The organism is Salipiger sp. H15 (assembly GCF_040409955.1).
Taxonomy (GTDB): domain Bacteria; phylum Pseudomonadota; class Alphaproteobacteria; order Rhodobacterales; family Rhodobacteraceae; genus Salipiger.
Genome location: NZ_CP123388.1, coordinates 125334 through 150027 on the forward strand (window position 1 = coordinate 125334; position 24694 = coordinate 150027).

General features: G+C 68.9%; 24 protein-coding genes and 4 pseudogenes. 18 read left to right on the forward strand and 10 right to left on the reverse strand.

From position 1 onward, the window contains the following. The first annotated feature begins 10 nt into the window (after positions 1-10). The 4 genes and pseudogenes from PVT71_RS26750 (at position 11) to PVT71_RS26765 (ending at position 2879) form a co-directional block, all read left to right on the forward strand. The gene (locus tag PVT71_RS26750; RefSeq protein WP_353476513.1) at positions 11-682 is read left to right on the forward strand and encodes a hypothetical protein; all 672 of its coding nucleotides are present in this window, start codon (positions 11-13) and stop codon (positions 680-682) included. After that, complete coding sequence (locus tag PVT71_RS26755; RefSeq protein WP_353476514.1) at positions 679-1032, forward strand: hypothetical protein; 354 nt, start codon at positions 679-681, stop codon at positions 1030-1032. The genes PVT71_RS26750 and PVT71_RS26755 overlap by 4 nt, the downstream gene beginning before the upstream one ends. 477 nt (positions 1033-1509) lie before the next feature. After that, entirely contained in the window at positions 1510-2184 is a 675-nt protein-coding gene (locus PVT71_RS26760) for a hypothetical protein (protein ID WP_353476515.1), read from the forward strand. 55 nt (positions 2185-2239) lie between these two features. Beyond that, positions 2240-2879, forward strand: a pseudogene (locus PVT71_RS26765) (fumarylacetoacetate hydrolase family protein). A gap of 125 nt (positions 2880-3004) precedes the next feature. On the opposite strand, the gene PVT71_RS26770 reads toward PVT71_RS26765, so the two are convergent. Next, positions 3005-3211 (reverse strand): hypothetical protein, encoded by a 207-nt coding sequence (locus PVT71_RS26770; protein ID WP_353476523.1) that lies wholly within the window; start codon positions 3209-3211, stop codon positions 3005-3007. Between PVT71_RS26770 and PVT71_RS26775 the strand changes: the two are divergent. Then, positions 3144-3500, forward strand: a pseudogene (locus PVT71_RS26775) (aldolase/citrate lyase family protein); the annotation flags it as partial. The gene PVT71_RS26770 and the pseudogene PVT71_RS26775 overlap by 68 nt on opposite strands. Positions 3501-3645: 145 nt before the next feature. On the opposite strand, the gene PVT71_RS26780 reads toward PVT71_RS26775, so the two are convergent. Then, a complete protein-coding gene (locus tag PVT71_RS26780) occupies positions 3646-4101 on the reverse strand; it encodes a LysR substrate-binding domain-containing protein (RefSeq protein WP_353476521.1) in 456 nt (151 codons plus the stop codon). Here PVT71_RS26780 and PVT71_RS26785 point away from each other — a divergent pair. Next, the gene (locus tag PVT71_RS26785) at positions 4078-4215 is read left to right on the forward strand and encodes a hypothetical protein (protein ID WP_353476524.1); all 138 of its coding nucleotides are present in this window, start codon (positions 4078-4080) and stop codon (positions 4213-4215) included. The genes PVT71_RS26780 and PVT71_RS26785 overlap by 24 nt on opposite strands. A gap of 209 nt (positions 4216-4424) precedes the next feature. Here PVT71_RS26785 and PVT71_RS26790 read toward each other — a convergent pair. Then, a pseudogene (locus PVT71_RS26790) lies at positions 4425-4535 on the reverse strand (LysR family transcriptional regulator); the annotation flags it as partial. A gap of 93 nt (positions 4536-4628) precedes the next feature. Between PVT71_RS26790 and PVT71_RS26795 the strand changes: the two are divergent. After that, complete coding sequence (locus PVT71_RS26795; protein ID WP_353476285.1) at positions 4629-5129, forward strand: lactoylglutathione lyase family protein; 501 nt, start codon at positions 4629-4631, stop codon at positions 5127-5129. 153 nt (positions 5130-5282) lie between these two features. Here the strand turns inward: PVT71_RS26795 and PVT71_RS26800 are convergent. Further along, a pseudogene (locus PVT71_RS26800) lies at positions 5283-6179 on the reverse strand (LysR family transcriptional regulator); the annotation flags it as partial. Here PVT71_RS26800 and PVT71_RS26805 point away from each other — a divergent pair. Genes PVT71_RS26805 through PVT71_RS26825 form a run of 5 tightly spaced genes read left to right on the forward strand, consistent with a single transcriptional unit; the run spans position 6178 to position 10716 of the window. Continuing rightward, entirely contained in the window at positions 6178-7098 is a 921-nt protein-coding gene (locus tag PVT71_RS26805; RefSeq protein WP_353476286.1) for an amidohydrolase family protein, read from the forward strand. The pseudogene PVT71_RS26800 and the gene PVT71_RS26805 overlap by 2 nt on opposite strands. Further along, positions 7098-8582: a TRAP transporter fused permease subunit gene (locus PVT71_RS26810; protein ID WP_353476287.1), complete on the forward strand. Its 1485-nt coding sequence runs from the start codon at positions 7098-7100 to the stop codon at positions 8580-8582. Before PVT71_RS26805 ends, PVT71_RS26810 begins: the two co-directional genes overlap by 1 nt. Further along, positions 8465-9019 (forward strand): TRAP transporter large permease subunit, encoded by a 555-nt coding sequence (locus tag PVT71_RS26815; RefSeq protein ID WP_353476288.1) that lies wholly within the window; start codon positions 8465-8467, stop codon positions 9017-9019. The genes PVT71_RS26810 and PVT71_RS26815 overlap by 118 nt, the downstream gene beginning before the upstream one ends. Positions 9020-9033: 14 nt before the next feature. Continuing rightward, positions 9034-10002, forward strand: a complete 969-nt coding sequence (locus PVT71_RS26820) for a TAXI family TRAP transporter solute-binding subunit (RefSeq protein WP_353476289.1) — start codon at positions 9034-9036, stop codon at positions 10000-10002. Between the two features lie 57 nt (positions 10003-10059). Next, on the forward strand, positions 10060-10716 hold the full coding sequence (locus PVT71_RS26825) for a dienelactone hydrolase family protein (protein WP_353476290.1): 657 nt from the start codon (positions 10060-10062) through the stop codon (positions 10714-10716). Between the two features lie 51 nt (positions 10717-10767). Here PVT71_RS26825 and PVT71_RS26830 read toward each other — a convergent pair whose 3' ends face one another. The 6 genes from PVT71_RS26830 to PVT71_RS26855 form a co-directional block, all read right to left on the reverse strand. Then, positions 10768-11310, reverse strand: coding sequence for a GNAT family N-acetyltransferase (locus PVT71_RS26830; RefSeq protein WP_353476291.1), 543 nt, complete (start codon positions 11308-11310; stop codon positions 10768-10770). Positions 11311-11373: 63 nt separating this feature from the next. Next, on the reverse strand, positions 11374-11772 hold the full coding sequence (locus tag PVT71_RS26835; protein WP_353476292.1) for a cupin domain-containing protein: 399 nt from the start codon (positions 11770-11772) through the stop codon (positions 11374-11376). A gap of 84 nt (positions 11773-11856) precedes the next feature. Beyond that, a complete protein-coding gene (locus tag PVT71_RS26840) occupies positions 11857-12918 on the reverse strand; it encodes a 4-oxalomesaconate tautomerase (protein WP_353476293.1) in 1062 nt (353 codons plus the stop codon). 51 nt (positions 12919-12969) lie between these two features. Continuing rightward, positions 12970-13641, reverse strand: coding sequence for a 4-carboxy-4-hydroxy-2-oxoadipate aldolase/oxaloacetate decarboxylase (locus PVT71_RS26845; protein ID WP_353476294.1), 672 nt, complete (start codon positions 13639-13641; stop codon positions 12970-12972). A 78-nt stretch (positions 13642-13719) separates the two neighbouring features. Beyond that, the gene (locus PVT71_RS26850) at positions 13720-14685 is read right to left on the reverse strand and encodes a VOC family protein (RefSeq protein WP_353476295.1); all 966 of its coding nucleotides are present in this window, start codon (positions 14683-14685) and stop codon (positions 13720-13722) included. A gap of 19 nt (positions 14686-14704) precedes the next feature. Next, on the reverse strand, positions 14705-15436 hold the full coding sequence (locus tag PVT71_RS26855; protein WP_353476296.1) for a PIG-L deacetylase family protein: 732 nt from the start codon (positions 15434-15436) through the stop codon (positions 14705-14707). Positions 15437-15801: 365 nt separating this feature from the next. Between PVT71_RS26855 and PVT71_RS26860 the strand changes: the two genes are divergently transcribed. The 6 genes from PVT71_RS26860 (at position 15802) to PVT71_RS26885 (ending at position 24493) form a co-directional block, all read left to right on the forward strand. Continuing rightward, positions 15802-16986 carry a LysR family transcriptional regulator gene (locus PVT71_RS26860; protein WP_353476297.1) on the forward strand — a complete coding sequence of 395 codons (1185 nt, stop codon included), beginning with the start codon at positions 15802-15804 and terminating at the stop codon, positions 16984-16986. A gap of 111 nt (positions 16987-17097) precedes the next feature. Continuing rightward, complete coding sequence (locus tag PVT71_RS26865; RefSeq protein WP_353476298.1) at positions 17098-18069, forward strand: TRAP transporter substrate-binding protein; 972 nt, start codon at positions 17098-17100, stop codon at positions 18067-18069. A 182-nt stretch (positions 18070-18251) separates the two neighbouring features. Continuing rightward, positions 18252-20321: an ATP-dependent helicase gene (locus PVT71_RS26870; protein WP_353476299.1), complete on the forward strand. Its 2070-nt coding sequence runs from the start codon at positions 18252-18254 to the stop codon at positions 20319-20321. A gap of 331 nt (positions 20322-20652) precedes the next feature. Further along, positions 20653-21354 carry a gluconate 2-dehydrogenase subunit 3 family protein gene (locus PVT71_RS26875; protein ID WP_353476300.1) on the forward strand — a complete coding sequence of 234 codons (702 nt, stop codon included), beginning with the start codon at positions 20653-20655 and terminating at the stop codon, positions 21352-21354. A 2-nt stretch (positions 21355-21356) separates the two neighbouring features. Further along, positions 21357-23126 carry a GMC family oxidoreductase gene (locus tag PVT71_RS26880; protein ID WP_353476301.1) on the forward strand — a complete coding sequence of 590 codons (1770 nt, stop codon included), beginning with the start codon at positions 21357-21359 and terminating at the stop codon, positions 23124-23126. An 11-nt stretch (positions 23127-23137) separates the two neighbouring features. Then, positions 23138-24493, forward strand: a complete 1356-nt coding sequence (locus tag PVT71_RS26885; protein WP_353476302.1) for a cytochrome c — start codon at positions 23138-23140, stop codon at positions 24491-24493. Positions 24494-24694: the final 201 nt, after the last annotated feature.

Genomic DNA, 24694 nt, shown 5'->3' on the forward strand with positions numbered 1-24694 from the left:
GAGTCGACCCATGCGCAAGAGACTGGCTCTTGCCGCCGTGCTGGCGGCGCTGGCGCTGCCCGTGGCGGCGGCCACCACCGAGGCGGAACAGACCTACAAGCTGCTCTTCAAGGAAGGCACGCTCGACGCGGTGAACCACGGCTCGGTGCTGCACTACACCCGCGCGGTCAGCAACGGCGCCAAGCCCGAGGCGGCCGAGCGCGACAGCGGCGAGATCGCGCTCTCGTTCGACGCACAGGCCGAGGCGGTCCTTGCCAACCTGCAGTTCCTGCAGGGCGAGAAGCACCGCAATATCGGCAGCTTTCCGGCGAGCGTCGGCAACCCGATGATCATGTATTTCTACGAGACGGTGATCCGCGACATGGCCGAGACCGCCGGCGGCTCGCCCTTCTACATCCGCAACCGGGTGAAGGAGGCGCTGGTCCGTCCCGCCGAGATCGAGACCGGCGAGGCCGAGCTGGATGGCCGGACCGTGCCGACGCGCACCGTCACCCTGCGCCCCTTCGCCGAGGATCCGAACCGCGAGCGGATGATGGGCTTCGGCGATCTCGAGCTGCGCGTGACCATGTCCGACGCGGTGCCCGGCTGGTACCTGAGCCTCGTCGCCGAGGCGCCGGCGGCCGAGGGCGCGGAGGGCGGATACCTGTCGGAGCTGCGCTTCGACGAGGTGGCGGCGCAATGACCCGCTGGGCGGTGCTGGCGCTCGGGCTCTGCGCCCCGGCGATGCTCTCGGCGCAGAGCGTGGCCGAGCGGCTCAACGACTACCCGACCGAGACGCGGGCCGATTACGTCTTCGGCTGCATGGCCTCGAACGGGCAGAGCCGCGAGAGCCTGCGCAAGTGCTCCTGCTCGATCGACGAGATCGCCTCGATCCTGCCCTACGACAAGTACGTCGAGGCCGAGACGATCCTGTCGCTGCGGCTCACCGGCGGCGAGCGGCTGGCGATCTTCAACAGCTCGGCGATGACCGACGGCATCGTCGCCGACCTGCGCCGGGCGCAGGCCGAGGCCGAGGTGGTCTGCTTCTTCTGATCCCCGTACGGTCCCGCCGCCAGGCGGGCCCGGCCTGTTTCACCCGCCGCAGCGCCAGCAGCGCGCGCCCGTGGTCGTTGCCGGTGGGGATGCGGGTGATCGTGTCGATGCGCAAGGGATCGTTGTCGCCGTGGCCGCCGATCCAGGTCCACCAGGTCTCATCGAGGCGGCTCTCGATCAGTGCGAGGCGCGCCCTGCGGGGGCCGAAGATGAAGGCGTCCCGTGCCGCCTCGGAGGTGTCATCGAGCCGGATGCCCGCGTTGCTGAACGGAATCTCTGGCTTGTACCAGCCCCGTCAGGCGTTGGCGCCGATGGCATGGGCGGGCGCGGGATCGAAGCCCTCGTCAGCCAGCGCGAAGAGCCCGGCCTCGACCGTCCTGTCCGCGGTGTTTCCCCTGAACGGCTCCGCCAGCTTGCGGTCCCACTCGGCGCGGGCACGGCCGCAAGACGACGTCTCGGCTCACCTCGGACCGGTTGGTGATCAAGCTGCCGCAGCGCGGCTTCGTCGTCGCCCCGGTGTCGCGCGCTGATCTTGTCGACCTCACCGAGGTGGGCATCGAGATCGAGACCCGCTGCCTGCGCCGCTCGATCGAGCGGCGCAGGCTGGAATGGCAGGGGCAGCTCTTGAGCACTTGGCACCAGCTCTCGCGCACCAGCCCGGACGAGGCCGAGGGCCTGCACGACCGCAAGGACTGGTCGCGGCTGCACGCGCGGGACCATGACGAGCTGGTGTCCTGCGGCGACCGCGCCTGGTGGATGCACCCGCGCGAACAGCTCTACATGCAGGCCGAGCGCTACCGCCGGATGATCCTGCCGCACGACCGCGTCGCCCGCGACATCAACGCCGGGCACGTGGGCGGTGCGCGCGTAGACGGTCGGCACGGCCCGAGGGAGGAGGAGCAATGCGAGCACTTATGGGGAGCCGCGGCAAGCCGCCGCGCGAGGACAGCAGGACGAGCGACACACAGCGCATCCGCCGCTCGATGGGCGTGCTGCGCCTGCTGGCGGGCAGCCCGCCCGATGGCGCGAAGCTGGTCAACGTCGGCCAGTGCAACCTGCGCGAGCAGATGCAGAACCTCTTCTTCGACATCTCCGGCCCGCCGCAATGGGGAGGAAGCAGCTGGAATGCGCGGTCGAGGAGCTGGGCGATGACAATATCCTCCACGGCGCGTTCTACCCGATCCAGAAGGACTGGTTCTTCGACGGCATGCCGACCATCGAGGGGCGAGACAACTCGGACGTGGCGAAGGCCAAGATCTGCTCGGGCAACTCCGAGAGGCTGTTCGGCCTCGTCACCGAGGATGGCATCGTGGACATGGTCCGCGATCCGTGCTGGCCCTCGCTCGATCACGCCGTGGCCTCGGGCGATCTCAATGCGCTGGCCGAGGCCGCCGTGGAGCGCACGCCCGACCATGCGCCGGATGCCGTGACCTCCGAGCGCCCGATCGCCGCGCCGGGCAGGATCGTCTGCGTCAGGGTGAACTTCCCGGCGCACAATGAGGATCACCGGGACGGGCAGGAGGCGCCGCCTAACCCCTCGCTCTTCGGGCGCTATCCGTCCTCCTTCACCGACCCCGCGCGGATCGAGGACATCAAACTTTCGACCCGGGTCAATGGCGAGCGGCGCCAGCGGGACCGCACCGGCCGGATGCTCTTCCCTTTCGCGAAGATCATCCATTGCGTCTCGACCTTCACCACGCTCGAGCCCGGCGACATCCTCGGCGGCGGCACCCCCACCGGTGCGGGTGCGCGCTTCGATCCGTCGAGGTGGCTGAGGCCCGGCGACGTGATCGAGGTCGAAGCCGAGGGCAGGCATTCTGCGCAACTCCGTGGCGGACGTGGTCTGAGATGCTGAGCCGCGCAGAGACCACCGCCGCCTCTGATGCACTGGACGCGACCGAGTGCAACCTCACGCAGGCTGGGCTGCTGTCGCTGCAGCATCCGGCATGACGCTCGACGACGCCTACGCGGTTCAGGGCGCCTGGGTGGCGAAGAGGCTGGCGGCGGGGCGGCAGCAGATCGGCTGGACGATCGGGCTCACGTCGAAGGCGGTGCAATACGCATTGGGGATCGTCACCGGCGGCCGCGTGCTGCGCCCCGCGGACGTGGATATGCGCTGGATGGGGGCGATCGTGTCGCGCGACGGCGTGGCCTGGCTGACGCTGGCAAGCCCGGTCACCGCCGAGATCTGCGGCGGCGCAGGCTATGACTGGATGCTGCTCGACATCGGCGCGCAGACGATGCTCGTGCCCATGGTGGAAAGCGCCGATCAGGCGCGTGCGCTGGTGCGCGCCTCGGGCTACACCGCCATTCCCTACCACCTTGCCAGCGCCAATGGGCAGGTCTGCCTGCTGGTGCAGATCGAAAGCCGCGCCGGGCTCGAGGCGCTCGACGCGATTGCGGCGGTCGAGGGGGTGGACGGGGTCTTCGCCGGGTCCGCCGACCTTGCCGCCGACTTCGGCCTGCTGAGCGGCGCGGCCCGCGCTTGCGACCGACTTCACCGGCCGCGCGCCGGGGTACACCGGTGGGGGATATGCCTGACTGCCGCCTATGCCCGGTGGTCCGTCACTGCCGGAGGCCCGCGCCTGCCGGTTCGGAAACGGCGCTTTCCCGTCACCGCCCCGGCAGCGCGTCGCGGACCAGCGCGCGCACGGCCTCGGCCCGGGCGGGCAGCACCCGACCGCGGCGCTGCACCAGCCATTGCGGGTGGCGCAGCTCGGTCTTCAGCCGGGCCAGCGTCAGCCGCGCCCGGCCGGGGAAGGCGTCGATCCCGCTGCGCGGCAGCACCGTGTAGCCGATGCCCTGCGCCACCGGCTCGGGGATCTGCCCGATCTGGTTGACGAAGCTGCGCAGGCGCAGCTGATCCGTGCCGCGATAGTCGCCGGGATAGTTCGCGCCGAGCAGTTCCTCCGCGTAGGCAAAGCCGTCGGGATGGCCGATGAATCCGATCTGCTGCAGGTCTGCGAAGCTCGGCCGCGTGGCGGAGCCGGGCGGCAGCACGAGGCAGAGCGCGTCGTCGCCGATCTCGGTCGCCTCGAGCCTTGCGTGGGCCGGCGGCCGGTCGAGGATGCCAAGATCGAAGACCCCTCGGCCACGCCCTCGGCGACGCGCCCCTGCGGCGCGGCCTCGAGCCGGACCACCAGCCGCGGCGCGCCGCGCATCAGCGCGATGAGCCGCGGGTAGAGCAGCAGCGCGAGCGAGCCCGAGCAGGCCAGCGACACCTCGCCGGCATGGGGATCGTCGCGCCGCAGAGTGTCCTGCAACGCCCGCTCCTCGTCGCGCCGGCGCAGCCCGATCGCCAGCAACGCCTCGCCCGCCCGGGGGGGGGGGGAGCTGTTGCCGTCGCGCGAGATGAGCGGCTCGCCGACCTGTTCCTCGAGCTTCTTCAGGTGCTGCGAGATCCCCGGCTGGGTCATGTTGAGCCGCGCCGCGGCGCGGGTGAAATGCCCGGTCTCGCAGAGGGTGATGAAACTGTGCAGCCACACCGAGTTCAGCATGATCATTCCACCATGTTATGATTTCGCGTTCATATGATAATTTCACATGACGGCCTGCCAAGCCCATATCGGGGGCATACGCAACCCAGCGAGGCCAGCATGACCCAGACCACCCCCCGCACCTTCTCCCACATCGGGCTCTCGGTGCCCGATCTCGACCGCGCAGTCGCCTTCTACCGCGACGTGATGGGCTTTTACGTGATCATGGAGCCGACCGAGATCGCCGAGGACGACAGCGACATCGGCGTCATGTGCAACGACGTCTTCGGCCCCGGCTGGGGCAGGTTCCGCATCGCCCACATGTCCACCGCCGACCGCATCGGCTTCGAGCTCTTCGAGTTCCCCGACACCTACCGCCCCGACGACAACCTGCCGCACCGGCAGGTCGGGCTTTTCCACTTCGCCATCCAGGACCCGGACCTCGAGGGGCTGCTGGCGCGGATCGTCGCGGCGGGCGGAAGGCAACGGATGCCGGTGCGGGAATATTTCCCGGGCGAGAAGCCCTACCGCATGGTCTATGTCGAGGATCCGTTCGGCGTCGTCTTCGAACTCTACTCGCACAGCTACGAGCTGACCTACTCGGCCGGCGCCTACAGCTGATCCCGGCGACCCGCAGGGCGCGGCAGGGCCCCGCGCTCCGCCGGCCGGCCCCAGGCGCGGTGCAGTTCCCGCCGCCACCAGGTGCGCCTTGGCGGCGGCCATCCGGCTGTGCCAGATCAGGTGGTTGGCGACCGGCGCCATCTCGAGCGGCACCTCGGCGATCGCCAGCGGATAGCGCCGGGTGAGGTATTCCGCGGTCCGGTTGGTGAAGACGCCGATCAGCTCGGAGCGCATCAGCAGCTCGGGCACGATGGTGAAGCTCGTCACCGTCATGGCGATGCTGCGCTGGCGACCATGCCGCTCGAGCACCGAGTCGAAGGCCGCGCGCGAGTCGCCGGTCGAGCTGACCACGAGGTGCGAATAGGCGAGGATCTCGTCGAGCTCCGGCCGCCGGCCATGGGCAAGCAGCGGATGGTCGGCCCGGCACAGGCAGACGAAGCGGTCCTCGAAGGCGAAGAGCCGCCGGATATGCGGCGGCGTGCTGTCGAACCAGCCCATGGCGATCTGGATGTCCCCGGCCTCGATCAGCCGGATCGCGTAGTGCCGGTCGGTGGTGCGCAGGTGGATGCCGATCTTCGGCGCGGCCTTGCCCAGCCTCTCGAACAGCGGAACGAAGATCGGCAGGCTGAACCTGTCGGGCGCGCCGATGACGAAATGCGCCTCGGCGACGGAAGGGTCGAAATCACCGGGGTGCGAGACCACCTCCTCGGCGTCGCGCAGGATGCGCGCGACAACCGGAGCAAGATCGGCGGCGCGCGGCGTGGGGCTCAGCCCCTCGGGCGTGCGGACGAAAAGCGGGTCCTCGAACCGGTCGCGCAGCCGCTTGAGCGCGTTCGACACGGCCGACTGGGTGCGGCCCAGACGGTCCCCCGCCCGCGTGACACTGCGCTCTTCCATCAGGACGTGGAAGACCGTCAGCAGGTTCATGTCGAAATTGTTCAGCATTGTCATGCCTTCATCATCTGGGTGAATGAAGTTTAACATGAAAATCAATTTAACAAATGAGAAAGCTTCGGGCACTCCTGACTGAGATACGGAGGAGATCCCCATGGTAGACACCACAGGGTCGGACTCGGCGCGCGCAGGCGGGCCGAGCCAGGACTACATGCCTTTTCACGCGGCGCCGTCGAAGCCCGGCTTCGTGCCGCCTGCCGGCGCGGTCGACGCGCACTGCCACGTCTTCGGCCCCTCGGCGCGGTTCCCCTTCGCGCCCGAGCGGAAATACACCCCCGTGGACGCGCCCGCCGAGACGCTGTTCGATCTGCGTGACCACCTCGGATTTGCGCGCAACGTGATCGTGCAGGCGACCTGCCACGGCACCGACAACGCCGCGATGCTCGATGCGATCGCGAAATCCGGCGACCGCGCGCGCGGCGTCGCCGTGCTCGACGAGACCGTGACCGACGCCGAGCTCGAGCGGCTGCACGCGGCGGGCATCCGGGGCGTGCGCTTCAACTTCCTCAAGCGGCTGGTCGGCGACGCGCCGAAGGACCGTTACGTCAAGGTGGCCGAGCGCATCGCGCGGCTTGGCTGGCACATCGTCATCTACTTCGAATCCGAGGAGCTGGAGGAGTTGAGCCCCTTCATCCGGGCGCTGCCCGGCACCATCGTGATCGACCACATGGGCCGCCCGGACGTGACGGCGGGGCTGGACGGCGAGGGCTTTGCGCGGGTGCGCGCGCTGATGGAGGATCCGCGCTTCTGGATCAAGGTTTCCTGCCCCGAGCGCCTGACCGCCACCGGTCCGATGTACGACGACGTGGTGCCCTTTGCCCGGGCGCTGGTCGAAGCCCATCCCGATCGCGTACTTTGGGGCACCGACTGGCCGCATCCGAACATGCGCTCGCACATGCCCGATGACGGCAAGCTGGTCGACATGATCCCGCGCATCGCGCCGACGGCGGAGCTGCAGCACAAGCTGCTCGTCGAGAACCCGATGCGGCTCTACTGGCCGGAGGAGGAGCTCTGATGACGGCGCAACAACAGCCCTGGGTGCGCTGGACCATCGCGGGGCTCGCCACGCTGATGTGCGTGGCCTGCATCCTGTGGAACCTCGAGGCGCATACCCGCCTCGGCTTTGCCCTGCTCAAGCAGCAGTACATGGCGCTGCAGCTCGGCATCGCGCTCTGCATCGCCTTCCTGCGCTACGGGCCCAAGGGCGACCGGGTCGAGCGGCCCAACCTCGTCGACCTCGGCATCGCGGTGCTGTGCCTCGGCACGCTGATCTATGCCGCCTACGACTTCGTCTGGCTGCTGAAGGAGCAGTTCTACCGCCCGTGGCAGATCACCCTGATCGGCGCGGTGGTGGTCATCGGCGTGATGGAGGGCATCCGGCGGCGCGCCGGGATCATGCTCTTCGGCATCGTCGGGGCCTTCCTGCTCTACGCGCTGGTGGCCGACAAGGTGCCGGGCCAGCTGGTCGGGCGCGAGCTCTCGCCGCAGCGGCTGGTGGAGTACGTCGGCTTCGACAGCTCGGCGGTGTTCTCGGCGCCGCTGGCGGTGGGCACGATCACCGTGCTGCTCTTCGTCTTCTTCGGCCAGCTGCTGTTCGCGGCGGGCGGCGGCGGCTTCTTCACCGACCTCGCCATGGCGGCCACCGGCCGCTCGCGCGGGGGCAGCGCCAAGATCGCGGTGGTGGGCTCGGCGCTCTTCGGCTCGATCTCGGGCAGCGCGGTGTCGAACGTGGCGACCACCGGGGTGATCACCATCCCGCTGATGGAGCGCGGCGGCTATTCCAAGGAGGACGCGGGCGCGATCGAGGCCGTGGCCTCGACCGGCGGCCAGCTCACGCCTCCGATCATGGGGGCCGCGGCCTTCCTGATGGCCGAGTTCCTCGACATCCCCTATTCCATGGTCGCGGGCGCGGCGCTGGTGCCGGCGGTGATCTACTACATCGCGGTGTTCCTGCAGGTCGACCTGATCGCTGCGCGCGACGGGATCAAGGCCCCGGAAGAGGGCTCGCTGACCGTGCGCCAGGTGCTGAAGGACGGCTGGCACTTCCTGCTGCCCTTCGCGATCCTGCTCTACGGCCTCTTCTGGATGAACCTCGACCCCGAGGACTCGGCGCTGCTGGCCTCGATCGCCATCGTCGCCGTCGGCTTCCTGCGCGGCTACCGCGGCACGCGGCTGACCGGCAAGACGCTCTTCGACGTCTTCGTGCAGACCGGCACCTCGATGGTGGATCTCATCCTCGTGGTGGCGGCGGCGGGTTTCGTCATCGGCGTGCTGAACATCACCGGGCTCGGCTTTGCGCTGACGCTGATGCTGGTGGACTCGGTGGGCTCGAGCCTCGTGCTGCTGCTGCTGATCTCGGCGCGGTCTGCACTGTGCTCGGCATGGGCATGCCGACCTCGGGGGTCTACGTGCTGCTCGCGGCGCTGGTGGCGCCCTCGCTGGTCGAGGCGGGCGTCACCCCGATCGCGGCGCATCTCTTCATCCTCTACTTCGGGATGATGTCGATGATCACGCCGCCGGTCGCGCTGGCCGCGTTCGCCGCCTCGGCGATCTCGGGCGCGGGGGCCGTCGCCACCGGCGTCGCCGCCATGCGCGTCGGTTGGGCGGCCTTCATCCTGCCCTTCGCCTTCGTCGCCACCCCGGCGCTGCTGCTCGAGGGCAGCCTGCAGGAGACGGTACTGGCCGCGGTGCTCACCACGGTCGGGGTCGGCGCGGTGACCATCGGCATCACCGGCTACTGGGCGCGTCATCTGAACATCGTGCTGCGGATCGTCTTCGTGATCCTCGGTGCGGTGGCCATCCCGCTGGGCTTCATCGGCGTGCCGATGCTGGTCCATACGCTCGCCGCGGCGGGGGTGGTCATTCTCGCGGCCGGACTGTCCTTCAGCAAGCCGGCGAAGGCCGGCAACGGGCAGGCCGCGGAACGTGAAGTTTAAACAGGGAGGAACCAATGACTAACTTGAAACACGTCGCGATCGCCGGGCTGATGAGCCTGACGCTGGGCACCATCGCCGAGGCGCAGGTCGTCTCGATGGCCACCGGCGCGCAGGGCTCGGTCGCCTACAACTCGGGCCAGGCGCTGGCGCGGGTCGCCAACGAGCACGGCATCACCGTGCGCACCCAGCCGCTGGTGGGCTACATGCCGCTGCTGCAGACCGGCGAGATCGACTTCGGCTTCTCGAACGGTGTCGAGGCGGAATTCGCCTATTCCGGCACCGGCAACTTCGACCGCGCGCATCCGAACGTGCGGCTCGTGGGCACGCTGTTCAACCTCACCACCGGCATCATGGCGCCCTGCGACCTCGGGCTGGCGACGGTCGCCGACCTCAAGGGCCATTCCGACCTGCGCATCGCCTCGGAATACACCTCGTCGACGATCATCCCCTATTACATCAAGGGCGCGCTGGCGACCGGCGGGCTGAGCTACGACGATTTCGTCAACGTGCCGGTGTCGAGCTTCGTCGACGGCATCACCGCGCTCGGCGACGGGCTGGTGGACATCGCGCTGGTCAGCCTCAACGCCGGCGCCGGCCAGGAGGCCTCGGTGAAGCTCAAGGACCGCGGCGGGCTGTGCTACATCTCGCTCGACAATTCCGAGGAGGCCACCAAGGCCTACAAGGAATACCTCTCGGCCGGCACCATCGCGAGCCTGCCGCAGAACGAGAACACCACCGGGCTCGAGAAATCCGGCGCCAACCTGATCCGCATCCCCTGGGTGCTGCTGACCAATGCCGATGTCTCGGATGACCTGATCTACAACATGGTCAAGGCGATCGCCGAGAACAAGGAGGCGCTCGGAGAGGCCTTCGGCGCCTTCAAGGCGGCGGATTTCTCGAAGATGGCCCCGGCCAGCACCACGCCCTACCACCCCGGCGCGCTGCGCTACTACGAGGAAGCCGGGATCAAGGTCGGCGAATGATCTTTCAGCCGGGGCCGCCAGTCGCGGCCCCGGAGCTTTTCGAGGAGAAGACAACACATGATGACAACTCTCACGGCGGCGGACGGGCACGGCTTCGACTGCTGGATGGCCGAGGCGCAGGGCGAGACCCGCGGCGGCATCGTGATCCTGCAGGAGATCTTCGGGATCACCGACCAGCTGAAGGGCGTGGCCGAGCGCTACGCGGCGCTTGGCTACAACGTGGCGATCCCGGCGCTGTTCGACCGGCAGGAGCGCGGCGTGGTGGTGCCCTTCGACAAGGGGCCGATCGGCCGTGACCTGATGCTGGCCGCCAAGCTGGACGAGACCATGGCCGATGTCGCCACCACCATCGACGCGCTGCGCGCCAAGGGCGGCAAGGTCGGGGTGATCGGCTTCTGCTGGGGTGGCGGCCTCGCGCTGCGCGCCGCGCAGAAGACCGACGCGGATGCCGCCGTCGCCTTCTACGGCACGCGCCTGCCGCAATATCTCGACAGCCCGTTGCGCGCGCCGATGCTGGGCCATTTCGGCCGCAGCGACGATCACGTGCCGCCCGAGATGCTGGCCGAGGCGCAGGCCTACCTGCCGCAGATGGAGGTGCACCTCTACGACGCCGGCCACGCCTTCGCCAACGACGCGCGCCCGAGCTACGTGGCCGAGGCGTCCGATCTGGCCCATGCGCGCACCGAGGCCTTCTTCGAAAAGCACCTCGCCTGAGGGCGCGGACCTTCCCTGCCGCCGGGCGGGGGAGGTCCTTTCCGCCCGCTGCTAGCCCGCGCGGCGCGGGCGTTGCAGGAACAGCGTCTCGCGCTCGCCGTAGAGCCCGAGCCTGTCGCCGCCGTAGCCGACCTTGCGCGCCACGTGGATCGAGGCCGAATGCGCCGGATCGAAGATCGCCGCGGTCTGCGCGTTCGGAAGGTTGGCATCCGCCCAGCCGTGCATCGCCGTCACCGCCTCGGTGGCGTAGCCCTTGCCATGGGCGTGGCTGGCGAAGACCCAGCCCGCCTCGGGGCTGCCCGCCAGCGAGGGCGTGGTGTCGCGGTGGTAGTCGGCAAAGCCGACCTCGCCGAGGAAGACCCCGTCTTCCTTCGAGATCACCGCCCAGTAGCCGAAGCCGAGGTGCTGCCAGTGCCCGGCGTAGCGCAGAAAGCGCGACCAGGACTGCTCCTCGGTCGAGGGCACGCCCGAGATATGCGCCACCACCGCCGGATCGGCCCACATGGCGGCGCAGGCCGCGAAATCCTCGCGCCGGTGGCCGCGCAGGATGAGCCGCGCGGTCTCGAGCTCGGGCACACGCGTATCGTCTCTCATCCGTGGCTTCCTTCTCGCTGCGCCTGCCGGGCCCTTGGGGTCGGGCCCGGCCTAGCGCAGAGATCAGCCGGGCACCAGTGCCTCGAGCTCGGGCAGCAGGTGGACGCTTTCCTGCTCGTTGGGATCGGTGCGGGCGATGACCGCGACGGCGGGCTCGGGCCCGTCGTTGAGCGGCAGATGCGGCGTGTCGGCGGGGATGTAGATCATGTCGCCGGCGCGGACCTCCATGAGGTTCTCGAGCCGCTCGCCCCAGTACATTCGCGCGCTGCCCGAGATCACGTAGATCGCGGTCTCGTGCGACAGGTGCTTGTGCGCCTTCGCCCGCCCGCCCGGCGGGATGGTCAGCAGGTGCATGCAGACGCCCTGGCTGCCGACCGTCTCCGTCGCGATGCCCTCGAAATAGTCGAAGCCCTGCTTGCCCGCGTAGGTGCCGCCCGGGCGCAGTTTCACGCAATCCGCCATCGGGATCTCCCCTTGCCGATCTCTCCTCGGCAAGGAGGCTACGCCCTGCAGGCCGGCCGGACAAACATTTCCGCCGCGGGCGCTTCAGCCGCGCGGGAAGACCCGCCCGTCAAAGAGCTTGCGCGCGGTGCGCAGGGTGCCGGCCCGGACCACGTTCCCCGCGCCGTCCCGCTCCAGCAGCACCTCGGCGCCGCCGGTGGGATGCTCGATGGCAAAGGTCTCGTCCGAGGGCAGCACGGCGACCGAGGCGGCGGGGCTGCCGGGCAGGGTGCAGGCGGTGCCGACGCTGACCGCGGCGAAGACGCCGATGGTGGCGTGGCAGCGGTGCGGGATGAAGCTGCGGGTGCTCACCACGCCCCCGCCCTGCGGCGCCGAGACCAGCGTCATCTTCGGCACCGACTTCTCGGCCACGTCGCCGAGGTTCATCAGCGGCCCGGCCTTGAGGCGGATCGCTTCCAGCCGCGCCTTCAGCGCCGCGTTCCCGTCGAGCACCTCGCGGCTCTCGGTGCCCTCGATCCCCATGTCCGAGGCGCGCAGGATCACGCAGGGCATGCCGTTGTCGATGAGCGTGCATTCCACCCCGTCGATCACATCCACCGCATTGCCCGTAGGCAGCAGCGCGCCGCACATCGAGCCCGCCAGCCCCTCGAACATCAGCGGCACCGGCGCGTGCTGGCCGGGCACGCCGTCGATGCGCGCCGCGCCGCGGTAGCTGACCCGGCCGCCCGGCGTCTGCACGCGGGCGAGGGCGATCTCGCCGGTGTTGCGCATGTGGATGCGCACCGGCGTCTCGTCCCCCGCGGGTGCGACGAGGCCGCGCTCGATGGCGGCGGGGCCGACCCCGGCGAGGATGTTGCCGCAGCCCTGCGCGTCCGAGACCAGCGCCTGCTCAACGAAGACCTGCAGGAAGAGATAGTCGACGTCAGCCCCCGCTCGCGAGGGCGGCGCGAGCAGCGCCACCTTCGAGGTCAGCGGATCCGCGCCGCCGATGCCGTCGATCTGCGACGGATCCGGCGAGCCCATGATCCGCAGCAGCAGATCATCGCGCGCCGCCACGTCCCCGGGCAGGTCCGAGGCAAGGAAATAGGCCCCCTTCGAGGTGCCGCCGCGCATCCAGAGGCAAGGAATGCCATCCGCTTCATCCATCCCACGTCCTTTCATCTTTCCCGAAATACTCGACTCCCGCTGCCCGCCGACTCAGACGTATTTCAGGCCCTTCTCGGCCAGCCGCCCGCGCATGTCGTAGATGTCGAGCCCGAGCTCGCCCGCCGCGAGGCGCTGGCGCTTGGCCTCCTCGGCCGCCAGCCGCGCCTCGGCCTTGGCCAGCACCGCCTCGGCCTCGGCGCGCTTCACGACCACAACGCCGTCGTCATCGGCGACGATCACGTCGCCCGCCTCGATCGCCTGCCCGGCGCAGACCACCGGCACGTTGACCGAGCCCAGCGTCTCCTTGACCGTGCCCTGCGCGCTGATCGCCTTGGACCAGACCGGGAAGTTCATCTGCTTGAGGTCGCGCACGTCGCGGCAGCCGGCGTCGATGATCAGCCCGCGGCAGCCGCGCGTCTGCGCCGAGGTCGCCAGCAGGTCGCCGAAATAGCCGTTGTCGCAGGGCGAGGTCGGGGCAAGCACCAGGATGTCGCCCTCCTGCAGCTGCTCGATGGCGACATGCACCATCCAGTTGTCGCCCGGGGGCGCCGAGATGGTCACCGCCGAGCCGGCGATCTGCGCGCCGGGATAGATCGGCCGCATGTAGCTCTGCAGGCACCCCTTGCGGCCCTGCGCCTCGTGCACGGTTGCGACGCCCGCGCGCCCCAGCGCGTCGATGGCGTCCTTCTCGGCGCGCGCCACGTTCTGAACGACAACTGCCATGTTGGCTCCTCCTGCTTCTTCTCTTTTCAAATACGCAAATCCCGGCGGCGCCACGCCCGGTGCCGCCGGGCAGGGGCCTCAGCCCGTCTTCACCGGCGGCGTGCCGTGGGTGTGGAAGCTCTCGATCGTCTTCAGCCCCCAGGCCTGGCCCTTCATGCGGTCGGTCTGCGTCCAGCACACCGGCTGCCAGTCGGGGGCGAGGATCAGCCGCGCGCCGGCGTTGGCCAGCTCGACGCGGTTGCCCGCGGGCTCCCAGACATACAGGAAGAACGTGCCCTGTACCGCGTGCTTGTGCGGGCCGGTCTCGATGTGCACGCCGTTCTGCAGGAAGATGTCCGCGGCGCGCAGGATGTCCTCGCGCTGGTCGGTGGCATAGGTCACGTGGTGCAGCCGGGCATTGCCGCCGCCATGCTCCTCGGTGCAGGCAAGGTCGTAGGTCTTGTTGTTGACGGTGAACCAGCAGCCGCCGAGCCGGCCGTTGTCGAGCTGGATGTACTCGGTCACGCGGGAGCCGAGGCAGGTCTCCATGAAGCGCCTGAACTCGGTCACGTCCGAGCTGAGCAGATTGAGGTGGTCGAGCCGGCGCGGCGCGGCGCCCTCGAAGGCGCTGGCGGTGTTCTTCAGCGCGGCGCGGTCGGCCTCGTCCTGCGGCGCGTACCAGACGGTATCGTAGTAGATCTCGAAAACGTGGCCGAAGGGGTCCTCGAAGCGGAAGGCGCGGCCGTGGCTGAGGTCGCCCTCGGTCCAGCCGTGCACCTTGTAGCCCGAGGCCTCGATCACCGCCACGCGGCGCTCCAGCGCCTCGGGCGAGGCGGCGCGGTAGCCGATGTGCGCGACGCCGGTGGTGTCCGAGCGGGTCAGCTTCAGCGTGCAGAACTCGTAATCGTCCCAGGCGCGCAGGTAGGCGCTGGTCTCGTCCATGCCGGAAAGCTTCAGCCCGTAGACGCGGGTGAAGAAATCGAGGCTCTCGTCGAACTTGTCGGTGAGCATCTCGACATGGCCGAGGTGGGCGATGTCGAAGCTGGGGTTGGTCGGCTGGGTCATGGCTGATCGCCCCCCTCTCTCAGAGCTCGTCGACGGTCCGCGGGAAGATCGACTGGAAGCCTTCGGCGTATTTGCAGTCGCGTCCGCCCGACATGCCGCCGGAGTTGCGCTTGAAGTGGTTGGCGCGCTGCTGCGCGACGCGGGTGTAGTAGTCCCAGAGGTGAATCTGGCCCTCGTTGCACTCCATCGCCTTCTTCTTCTTCTCCCAGACCGGGGTGATGTCGAGGAAGGTGTCGGGCTTCCAGCCCATCTGCTCGGTCTGGTGCGGCTCGAAGAGGTAGAGCTGCGGCGCGCCGAGCACCTTCTCGCCGGGGTTGTGGCCCCAGGCCTGGGCGATCATCCGGCACTCGAGCGAGATCTGCGACATGTACATGTGGTCGGTGTTGTACGGGTCGTACTGCGAGTGGCTCATCATGAACTTCGGCTGGACCTTGCGGATGAGGTTCACGAGCTCGTACTTGTCTTCCTGCTCGAGGTGCAGCGGGTAGTCGCCCTTGTCGAAGCAGACGAGCTCGTGCACGCCGAGCGCCTCGGCCGCCGCCTCGGCCTCGCCGCGGCGGATGTCCTTGACCTCCTGCAGCGACTTGCCTTCCTTCCAGAGGCGCGCGCTCTCGCCACGCTCGCCGAAGGACAGGCAGGCGACGGTGACGTTGTAGCCCAGCTCGGTGTGCAGCGCGATGGCGCCGCCGCAGCGCCAGACGAAGTCGGCGGCATGGGCGGAAATGATGAGCGCGGTTTTCTTCTCGGACATTGATGTCTCCTCCGGATGACTTGCCTAGGGGATGTCATGGCGAGGGGGCCGCGGGCAATTTCGAAAGCCGTGAAGCGCGATAAGATTTGACTATACTGCGTAGCGGTACGCGAGGCTATGTGGCACAGGTTGGCGGATCGCGACCGGAGGAGTGTGAAGATGACGAGGCACGGAGAATATCTTGCAGGGCTGGCTTTCGTCGGCTGTCGCCACGCTTTGCGGCTATTCTCGTCGGGATTGGCGGGCACCGGAAGCGCGCTTGCGCCAGCCTATGACGTGACGCCGGGACGGGGCTTGTCGGCCCGGCCGATCCGGGGGCCTCGCCCGGCGCCCGGGCCATGCCGCGCCGGGCCGGGCGTCCGGCCATGATCTCGCGCAATCTTCGCCACCTGCGGGTGTTCCTCGCGGTGCTCGACCTGCGGTCGCTGACGCTCGCCTCGGCGCGTTCGCATGTCTCGCAGCCTGCGGTCACGCAGGCGCTCGGCAAGCTGGAGGATCAGGCCGGCGGTCGGCTCTTCGAGCGCACGGGGCAGGGGGTCTTCGCCACCGAGCGCGGCGAGATGCTCGGCGCGCGGGTCACCCGGGCCTTCTCGCGGCTCGACCCGGCGCTGGCGGCGCTGTCGCCGCGGCTCTGCCTCACCGCCTCGAGCGCGCAGCTCTCGGCGCTGATCGCGGTGGTGGACACCGAGAACTTCACCCTCGCCGCGCGCAACCTCGGCCATGCCCAGCCGACGGTGCACCGCGCGATCACCCAGCTCGAGACCGAAGCGGGGCAGAAGCTGTTCGAGCGGCGGCGCAACGGGCTGGTGCCGAGCCGGGCCGCCGCGACGCTTGCGCAGGCCGCGCGGCTTGCCTTTGCCGAACTCGAGCAGGCCGAGGCGGATCTTGCCGAGATCGACGGGCGCGAGGTCGGCCAGCTGGTCATCGGCGCGCTGCCGCTGGCGCGCTCGGTGCTGCTGCCGCAGGCGGTGGCCGAGTTCCGCGCCCGCCGCCCCTACCAGCCGATCCGCATCGTCGACGGGCTCTACGACGATCTTCTCGCCGGGCTGCGGCGCGGCGACATCGACCTGATCCTCGGGGCGCTGCGCGATCCCGCGCCGATCGGCGACGTGGTGCAGGAGCGGCTGTTCGACGACCGGCTCGCGGTGCTGGCGCGGCGCGGCCACCCGCTGACCGAGGCGCGTGGCCTGACGGCCGAGGACCTCGCCGGTCACGCCTGGGTCGTGCCGCGCGAGGGCACGCCGTCGCGGACGCATTTCGACGCCTTCTTCGCCGGCCGTCCCGGTGGCGGGCCGAAAAGCGTCATCGAGGCGGGGTCGATCCTCTTCATGCGCGAGCTGCTCGGGCGCGGCGATTTCCTCGGCTGCATCTCCGAGGCGCAGTCTGTAGCCGAAGTCGCCAACGGCCTGCTGCAAAGGATTGATGTCGACGTGGACTGGCCGAGCCGCCCCATCGGCTTGACGCTACGCTCTGACTGGATGCCCACGGGGGCGCAGAAACTGCTGCTGGAACGGCTCCGCTCGGCCGCGCGAGAGTACCATATCCTATAGCCGGAACTTATCCGCCGTCACGCTCTTCGAATTGGCTCTCGTCATGCAAAAGCGGCATGTGTGTGGCAATGGGCCGGCCCGTCTTCCGGCCTTTCCATGGGGAGGATAACCATGCGTTTCACCACTTTCGCCACCGCCGCGGCCCTTGCCGTCGTCGCCGGTTCCGCACTCGCCGCCGACATGAAGTTCGCCAATTTCATGCCGCCGACCCACCCCTATGTCGCGGGCGCGTTCCAGCCCTTCGCCGACATGGTGGCCGAGAAATCGAAGGGCGAGCTGACCGTCACGCTCTACAACGGCGGCGAACTTGGGCCGGGCCCGGTCGAGCAGTACAGCCGTGTCGTCGATGGCGTCGCAGAGTTCGCCATCTCGCTGCCGGGCTACACCGCCTCGAACTTCCCGCTGACGTTGATCGCCGAGCTGCCCGACGTGATCGAGGAAGACACCGGCACCGAGAAGCTGTGGGAGCACATCGACCTCTTCCAATCCGAGTACCGCCGCGTGCAGCTGGTCTCGCTGTGGTCGAGCGCCGAGAACGTGCTCTACATGCGCGACACGCCCGTGGACTCGCCCGATGACCTCGCCGGCAAGAAGATCCGCGTGCCCTCGCGCAACACCGGCAAGCTGGTCGAGGCCTGGGGCGCGACCCCGGTGTCGATGCCGGTGAACGAGATCTACAACGCCATGCAGACCGGCGTGATCGACGGCGCGATGATTGACGCGACCGCCACCCGCGCCTTCAAGCTGGGCGAGGTGGCCAATTACCTGACGCTGGGCATGGAAACCACCAACTCGCCGTTCTTCATCGTGATGAACCGCGACGCATGGCAGGGCCTTTCCGAGGACGAGCAGGCCGCCGTCAAGGACGCGGGCCGCGAGGCGTCGGTGCTGGGCAACAAGGTGCAGCTGACCGTGGCCGCCGACGGCATCGAGGCCTTCCGCGCCATGGACGGCAAGCAGGTGATCGAACTGACCCCCGAGCAGGCGGCGCCGTTCAACGAGGCGGCGCTGAAGGTCACCGACGAGGTCGTCGCGGAAACCGGCGGCGAGGCGCAGGCCATCGTCGACGCGCTCGCCGACTGACGGCAGCTTCCGAGCAGTGGCACCGCCCGGGCGATCGGTTTCGCCCGGGCGGTTTGCTTCTTGCGGGACGGAGCGTTGCTCGCGGGGAGTTGCCGCGAGATCGAAGTTCCCATTATGTTCCCGATCCGCTATGCTCGCCGTGATCAGACCAAGCCGCAGGGCAGCGCAGGATCGGGCAGCAGATGACACAGGCACAGACACAGGCACCGCAGGCCGACCCCCTCGCGGCGCTGAACGAGAACCAGCGCGCCGCCGCGACCTTCGGCATCAGCCCCGGCGACACCACGCCGCCGCCGCCGCTGCTGGTCATCGCGGGGGCGGGCTCGGGCAAGACCAGCACGCTCGCCCACCGTGTCGCGCACCTGCTGATGAACGGCGCCGATCCGCAGCGGATCCTGCTGATGACCTTCTCGCGCCGCGCCGCGACCGAGCTCACCCGCCGGGTCGAGGCGATCACCACCCGCGCCATGGGCACCGGCGTCGTCGCCGAGGCGCTGAGCTGGGCGGGCACCTTCCACGCCATCGGCGCGCGGCTCCTGCGCGAGCACGCGCTGGCGATCGGGCTGAACCCCGAGTTCTCGATCCACGACCGCGAGGACAGCGCTGACCTGATGAACCTCTGCCGCAACGGGCTGGGCCTCTCGCAGACCGAGAAGCGCTTTCCCGCCAAGGGCACCTGCCTTGCGATCTATTCCCGCGCGGTGAACGCGGGCGAGCCGCTCGACGAGGTGCTGCGCGACCATTTCCCCTGGTGCGCCATGTGGGAGGCGGAGCTGAAGAAGCTCTTCGGCGCCTATGTCCGCGCCAAGCAGGAGCAGAACGTGCTCGACTACGACGACCTGCTGCTGGCCTGGGCGCAGGTCATGTCGGATGCCGAGTTCGCTGCCCATATCGGCAGCGGCTGGGATCACGTGCTGATCGACGAGTACCAGGACACCAACCGGCTGCAGGCACGCATCCTCATGGCGTTGAAGCCCGACGGGCGGGGGCTGACGGTGGTCGGCGACGACGCGCAGTCGATCTACGCCTTCCGCGCCGCCACGGTGCGCAACATCCTCGACTTCCCCGCCGCCTTCGCGCCGCCCGCCGATGTCATCACGCTCGACCGCAACTACCGCTCGACCGCGCCCATCCTCGAGGCCGCCAACGCGGTGATCGGCCAGGCGCGCGAGCGCTTCACCAAGAACCTCTGGACCACCCGCGCCTCGGCCGAGAAGCCGCGCCTCGTGACCGTCAGCACCGAGGCCGACCAGGCGCGCTACATGGTGGACCGCATCCTCGAGGACCGCGAGATCGGCACCTCGCTCAAGCAGCAGGCGGTGCTTTTCCGCACTTCGAGCCACTCGGCGCAGATCGAGGCCGAGCTGACCCGCCGCAACGTGCCCTACGTGAAATTCGGCGGGCTGAAGTTCCTCGACAGCGCCCATGTGAAGGACCTGCTGTCGGTGCTGCGCCTCGCGCGCAACCCGCGCGACCGGGTGGCGGGCTTCCGGGTGCTGCAGCTCATTCCCGGCATCGGGCCGAAGTCGGCGGCCAACATCCTCGATGCGCTCGACCTCTCGCCCGATCCCGCCGCCGCGCTGGCCGACGTGGCACCCCCGGCCAAGGCCGAGGCCGACTGGCCCGGCTTCGTCGCCGCGATGACCACCCGCGCCCCATGGCCCGCCGCCATCGGCCTTGCGCGGGCCTGGTACGAGCCGCACCTCACGCGCATCCACGAGGATGCCGACACCCGCCGCGACGACCTGCTGCAGCTCGAACAGATCGCGCTTGGCTACCCCTCGGCCGAGGCTTTCCTGACCGAGCTGACCCTCGATCCGCCCGATGCCACCTCGGACCGGTCCGGCGTGCCGCTGAAGGACGAGGATTACCTGATCCTCTCGACCATCCACTCGGCCAAGGGGCAGGAGTGGAAATCGGTCTACCTGCTCAACGCCGTCGACGGCTGCATCCCCTCGGACCTCGGCACCGGCTCGACGCCCGAGCTCGAGGAGGAGCGGCGGCTGCTCTACGTCGCGATGACCCGCGCCAAGGACCGGCTGACGCTGGGCCTGCCGCTGCGCTTCTACGTCACCCAGCAGACGCGCGGCGGCGACCGGCACGTCTATGCCACCCGCACGCGCTTCATCTCGCGCGAGATGCTCGAGCATTTCGAGAACACCCACTGGTCGCCCGCTCCGCAGGGCGGTGCCACCGCGCCGGCGCCCGGCAGGATCGATATCTCAGCCAAGATGCGCGAGATGTGGGGCTGATCCCGAGGCCCGTGCGCAAGGTCCGGCGGGGCGGTTCTGATCGTTCGTGCACATATGATGTGCGCGGGGGTGCCAAGGCGGATGACGCAACGCCGGGTTTGCCCGGCATCCGCGCCCGGGAGATCCGGTCATTTTGACGGGAAAACCCGTCAGCCCGCCCTCTCATCACATTTTTGTAAACGAATTCAATGGACCTATGATCTGTGATCATAGCTGCCCTGCAAGGGTGCCTTCCCCGCTTGCGCGCCAAAATGACGCGGCGTAGGGCGGCAAAGTGTCGCTTTTCGTTAGCGCACAAACGTTCCACCCATACCGGCAGGACACCCCTGACATGACCGATCTTCCCGGATACCCGAGCCGCCGGAGCTTCCTGAAAGCCACCGCCGCCGGGGCCGCTCTTTCCGGGCTCGCACTGCCTGCCTCCGCGCAGCAGAAGCCGCAGCCCGTTCCGCTCGACGAGTACCAGCGCGAATACCTGAATGCCGACGAATGGGCGTTCATCATGGCCGCGACCGCGCGGCTGATCCCCTCCGAAGGCGAGGGCCCCGGCGCCATCGAGGCGCGCGTGCCCGTGTTCATCGACCGCCAGCTCGCCAGCGACTACGGCACCGCCGACGACTGGTACATGGAAGGTCCGCACGACCCCGCCGCCGAGCCCGCGCGCGGCTGGCAGACGCCGCTGAACCCGGCCGAGATCTACCGGCAGGGCATTCCCGCCTTCAACGCCTGGTGCGAAGAGACCCATGGCGCGGTCTTCGCCGAGCTCTCGGCCGAGCAGCAGGACGCCGCCCTCACCTCGCTGCAGAAGGGTGACGTCGCGCTGGCTCCCGAGCTTTCCGAGTTCTGGGGCATCCTGCTCGGCAACACCAAGGAAGGCTACTTCGCCGACCCACAATACGGCGGCAACCACGGCATGCAGTCCTGGGTCTACATCGGCTTCCCCGGCGCCCGCGCGGCCTACCGGGAATGGCCCGAGCGCCACAACGTGAAATACCCGCTGGGTCCGGTCTCGATCAGCGGCGAAAGGGCATAACCATGGCACGTCAGGAAAAGAAGAAGGACGTGGTCATCGTCGGCCTCGGCTGGACCGGCTCGATCGCAGGGATCGAACTGGCGCAGGAAGGCCTCGACATCGTCGCGCTCGAGCGCGGCCATGACCAGGACACCGTCCCGAATTTCGAATACCCGCAGCAGATCGACGAGCTGAAATACGGCGTGCGTCTGAAGATGATGCAGAAGCCGTCGCAGCAGACGCTCACCGTGCGCCGCAACGACGGCGAGACCGCGCTGCCCTACCGCTCGCTCGGCTCCTTCCTGCCCGGCAACGGCGTCGGCGGCGCCGGCACGCACTGGAACGGCCTCAACTGGCGGCCGCAGCCGGCCGAGCTGAAGCTGCGCAGCCACGTGCGCGACAACTGGGGCGAGGAGATCATTCCCGAGGGGATGAACCTGCGCGACTACCCGGTCAGCTACGACGAGCTCGAGCCCTTCTTCACCCGTTTCGAGAAGGTCGCGGGGATCTCGGGCTACGCCGGCAACCTCAACGGCGAGATCCGCGAAGGCGGCAACCCGTTCGAGGGGCCGCGTTCGGAAGACTACCCGATGCCGCCGCTGCCGACGACCTATGACGCGTCGAAGTTCCGCGACGCCTGCACCGCCATGGGCTACCACCCGTTCGAGGCCCCCGCGGGCATCGCCTCGACCGCCTACGTGAACCCCTACGGCATGCAGATGGGCCCGTGCAACTTCTGCGGCTTCTGCGAGCGCTTCGGCTGCTACCAGTATTCCAAGGCCTCGCCGCAGACGGCGATCCTCGGCGCGCTGAAGCGGATGCCGAACTTCGAGTACCGCACCCGCTCGGAGGTGCTGCGGGTGGAACTGGCCGCCGACGGCAAGACCGCGACCGGCGTCACCTACTGGGACGAGGAAGCCGGCGAGGAGGTGTTCCAGCCCGCCGACATCGTGATCCTGTCGAGCTACCAGCTCAACAACGTGCACCTGATGCTGCTCTCGGGTCTCGGCGAGGCCTACAACCCGCTGACGGGCGAGGGCACGCTGGGCAAGAACTACGCCTACCAGATGAACGGCGGCATCACGATGTTCTTCAAGGAGGACAACTTCAACCCGTTCGTCGGCCACGGCGCCAACGGCATCTGCATCGACGATTTCTCGGTCGCGCAGAACGACTTCGGCGCCGAGGGCTTCATCGGCGGCGCCTATTGGCGCGCGGGCACCTTCAACGGCCAGCCGATCCGCAGCATGCCGCTGCCGAAGGGCACGCCGAGCTGGGGCGCGGGCTGGAAGCAGGGCATCGGCGAATGGTACGGCCATGCCATGTCGATCGGCTCGCATGGCTCGCACATGTCCTATGCGAACAACCACCTCGACCTTGACCCGACCTACACCGACCGCCACGGCCGGCCGCTCATGCGCATGACGTTCAACTGGCAGGAAAACGACCTGAAGATGAACCAGTTCATGAAGCGCAAGATGGAGCCGGTCGCCGCCTCGATGAACCCCGACCTCATGCAGCCGGGCTTCAAGGACGTGGGCGCGATGTACGACGTGCGACCCTACCAGACGACGCACAACACCGGCGGGCACATCATGGCCGAGAACGCCCGCGAGGGCGCGGTCAACCGCTACTCGCAGACCTTCAAGGCGCACAACGTCTTCGCCATGGGCGCGGGCAACTTCGTGCAGAACACCCAGTACAACCCGACCGGGCTTGTCGGCGGTCTGGCCTATCACACGGTGCACGCGATCCGCACGCAGTACCTCTCGAACCCCCGTCCGCTGGTCTGAGGAGCAGGTAAATGAGAACTTTCCTCCGCATCCTCGGCGGCCTGGCCGTGCTGGGCGTGATCGCCCTCCTGGCCTTCATCTTCGTGCCGGTGCAGCTCAGCAAGCCGGCGCAGCAGCTGGCCGCCGACTGGCAGCCGGAACCGGGGCAGGGCGAATACGTCATGCACGCCTCGGACTGCGTGGCCTGCCACACCGCCGAAGGCGGCGAGCCGCTGGCCGGCGGCCGTGCCATCGCCTCGCCCATGGGTACCATCTGGTCCACCAACATCACTCCCGATCCCGAGACCGGCATCGGCGACTGGAGTTATGACGAGTTCCGCGCCGCCATGGTCGACGGCATCGCCAAGGGCGGCACGCATCTCTACCCGGCCATGCCCTACGAGAACTACCGCCTGATGAAGGAAGAGGACATCCGTGCCCTCTACGACTACCTCATGGCCGAGGTGGCGCCGGTGAAGAACGAGGTGCAGGACACCCGCCTGAGCTTCCCCTTCAACCTGCGCTTCGGCATCCGGGCGTGGAACTGGCTGGCGCTGACCCATGACGCCGGCTTCAACCCGGTCGGCACCTCCGGGCTGCAGGACCGCGGCCAGTACCTCGTCGAGGGGCCCGGCCACTGCGCCGCCTGCCACAGCCCGCGCACGCCCTTCATGGCGCAGGACGGGGTGACCGCGGCGGATGACGCCTTCCTCACCGGCGGCGTCATCGACGGCTGGAACGCGCCCGCCCTGCGCGGCGAGGGCTCGGCCCCGCAGCAGTGGTCGGTCGGCGAACTCGCCGCCTACCTCGCCACCGGCCGCAACATCCACTCCGCCGCCAATGGCGAGATGGGTCTCGTGGTCGAGCACTCGCTGCAGTACCTGACCGACGAGGACAACCTCGCCATGGCCGCCTTCCTCAAGGGCATGGACGGGGCAACGGTCGAGGTGCCCGAGAGCTTCGCTGCCAATGGCACCGGCGCGATCGAGGTGCCGGGTGCGGATGCTGCCGGCGAGGCGACCGCGACGCTGCTGACCGAGGCCAGCCCGGACATGCCGCTTGGCGCGCGGCTCTACAGCGACAGCTGCATCGGCTGCCACTTCGCCACCGGCAAGGGCGCGCCCGAGATCTTCCCCGAGCTGCAGGGCAACCACCTGGTGACCGGCTCGGAAACGGGCCCGCTGATCTCGGTGATCCTGGACGGCGCCGAGGTGCCGAGCACCGCCAAGCGCCCGATGACTCTGCGCATGCAGGGCTACAGGGACCGCCTGTCGGACGAGGAAGTCGCCGAGCTCGCGACCTGGCTGCGCCAGGCCTGGGGCAACGATGGCGGCCCGGTGAGCGCCGCCGAGGTCGCCGCGGTGCGCAACGCCTCCGCCAACCACTGACGCGCGGCAGGACCGCAACGAAGAGGGGCCGGTCTTTCCGGCCCCTTCTTCATTTCCGACCGGGCTCAGCCGCGCCGCCGCGCCCCCGTCTTCTTCTCTTTCCAAATACGCCCGCCGGAGGCGGTCCCGCCCTCCGGGCCCGCGCGGCGCCGCCCATCTGCGCGGCGGCGCAGTCAGGCTTTGCGTCCGGCGCCCGCATCG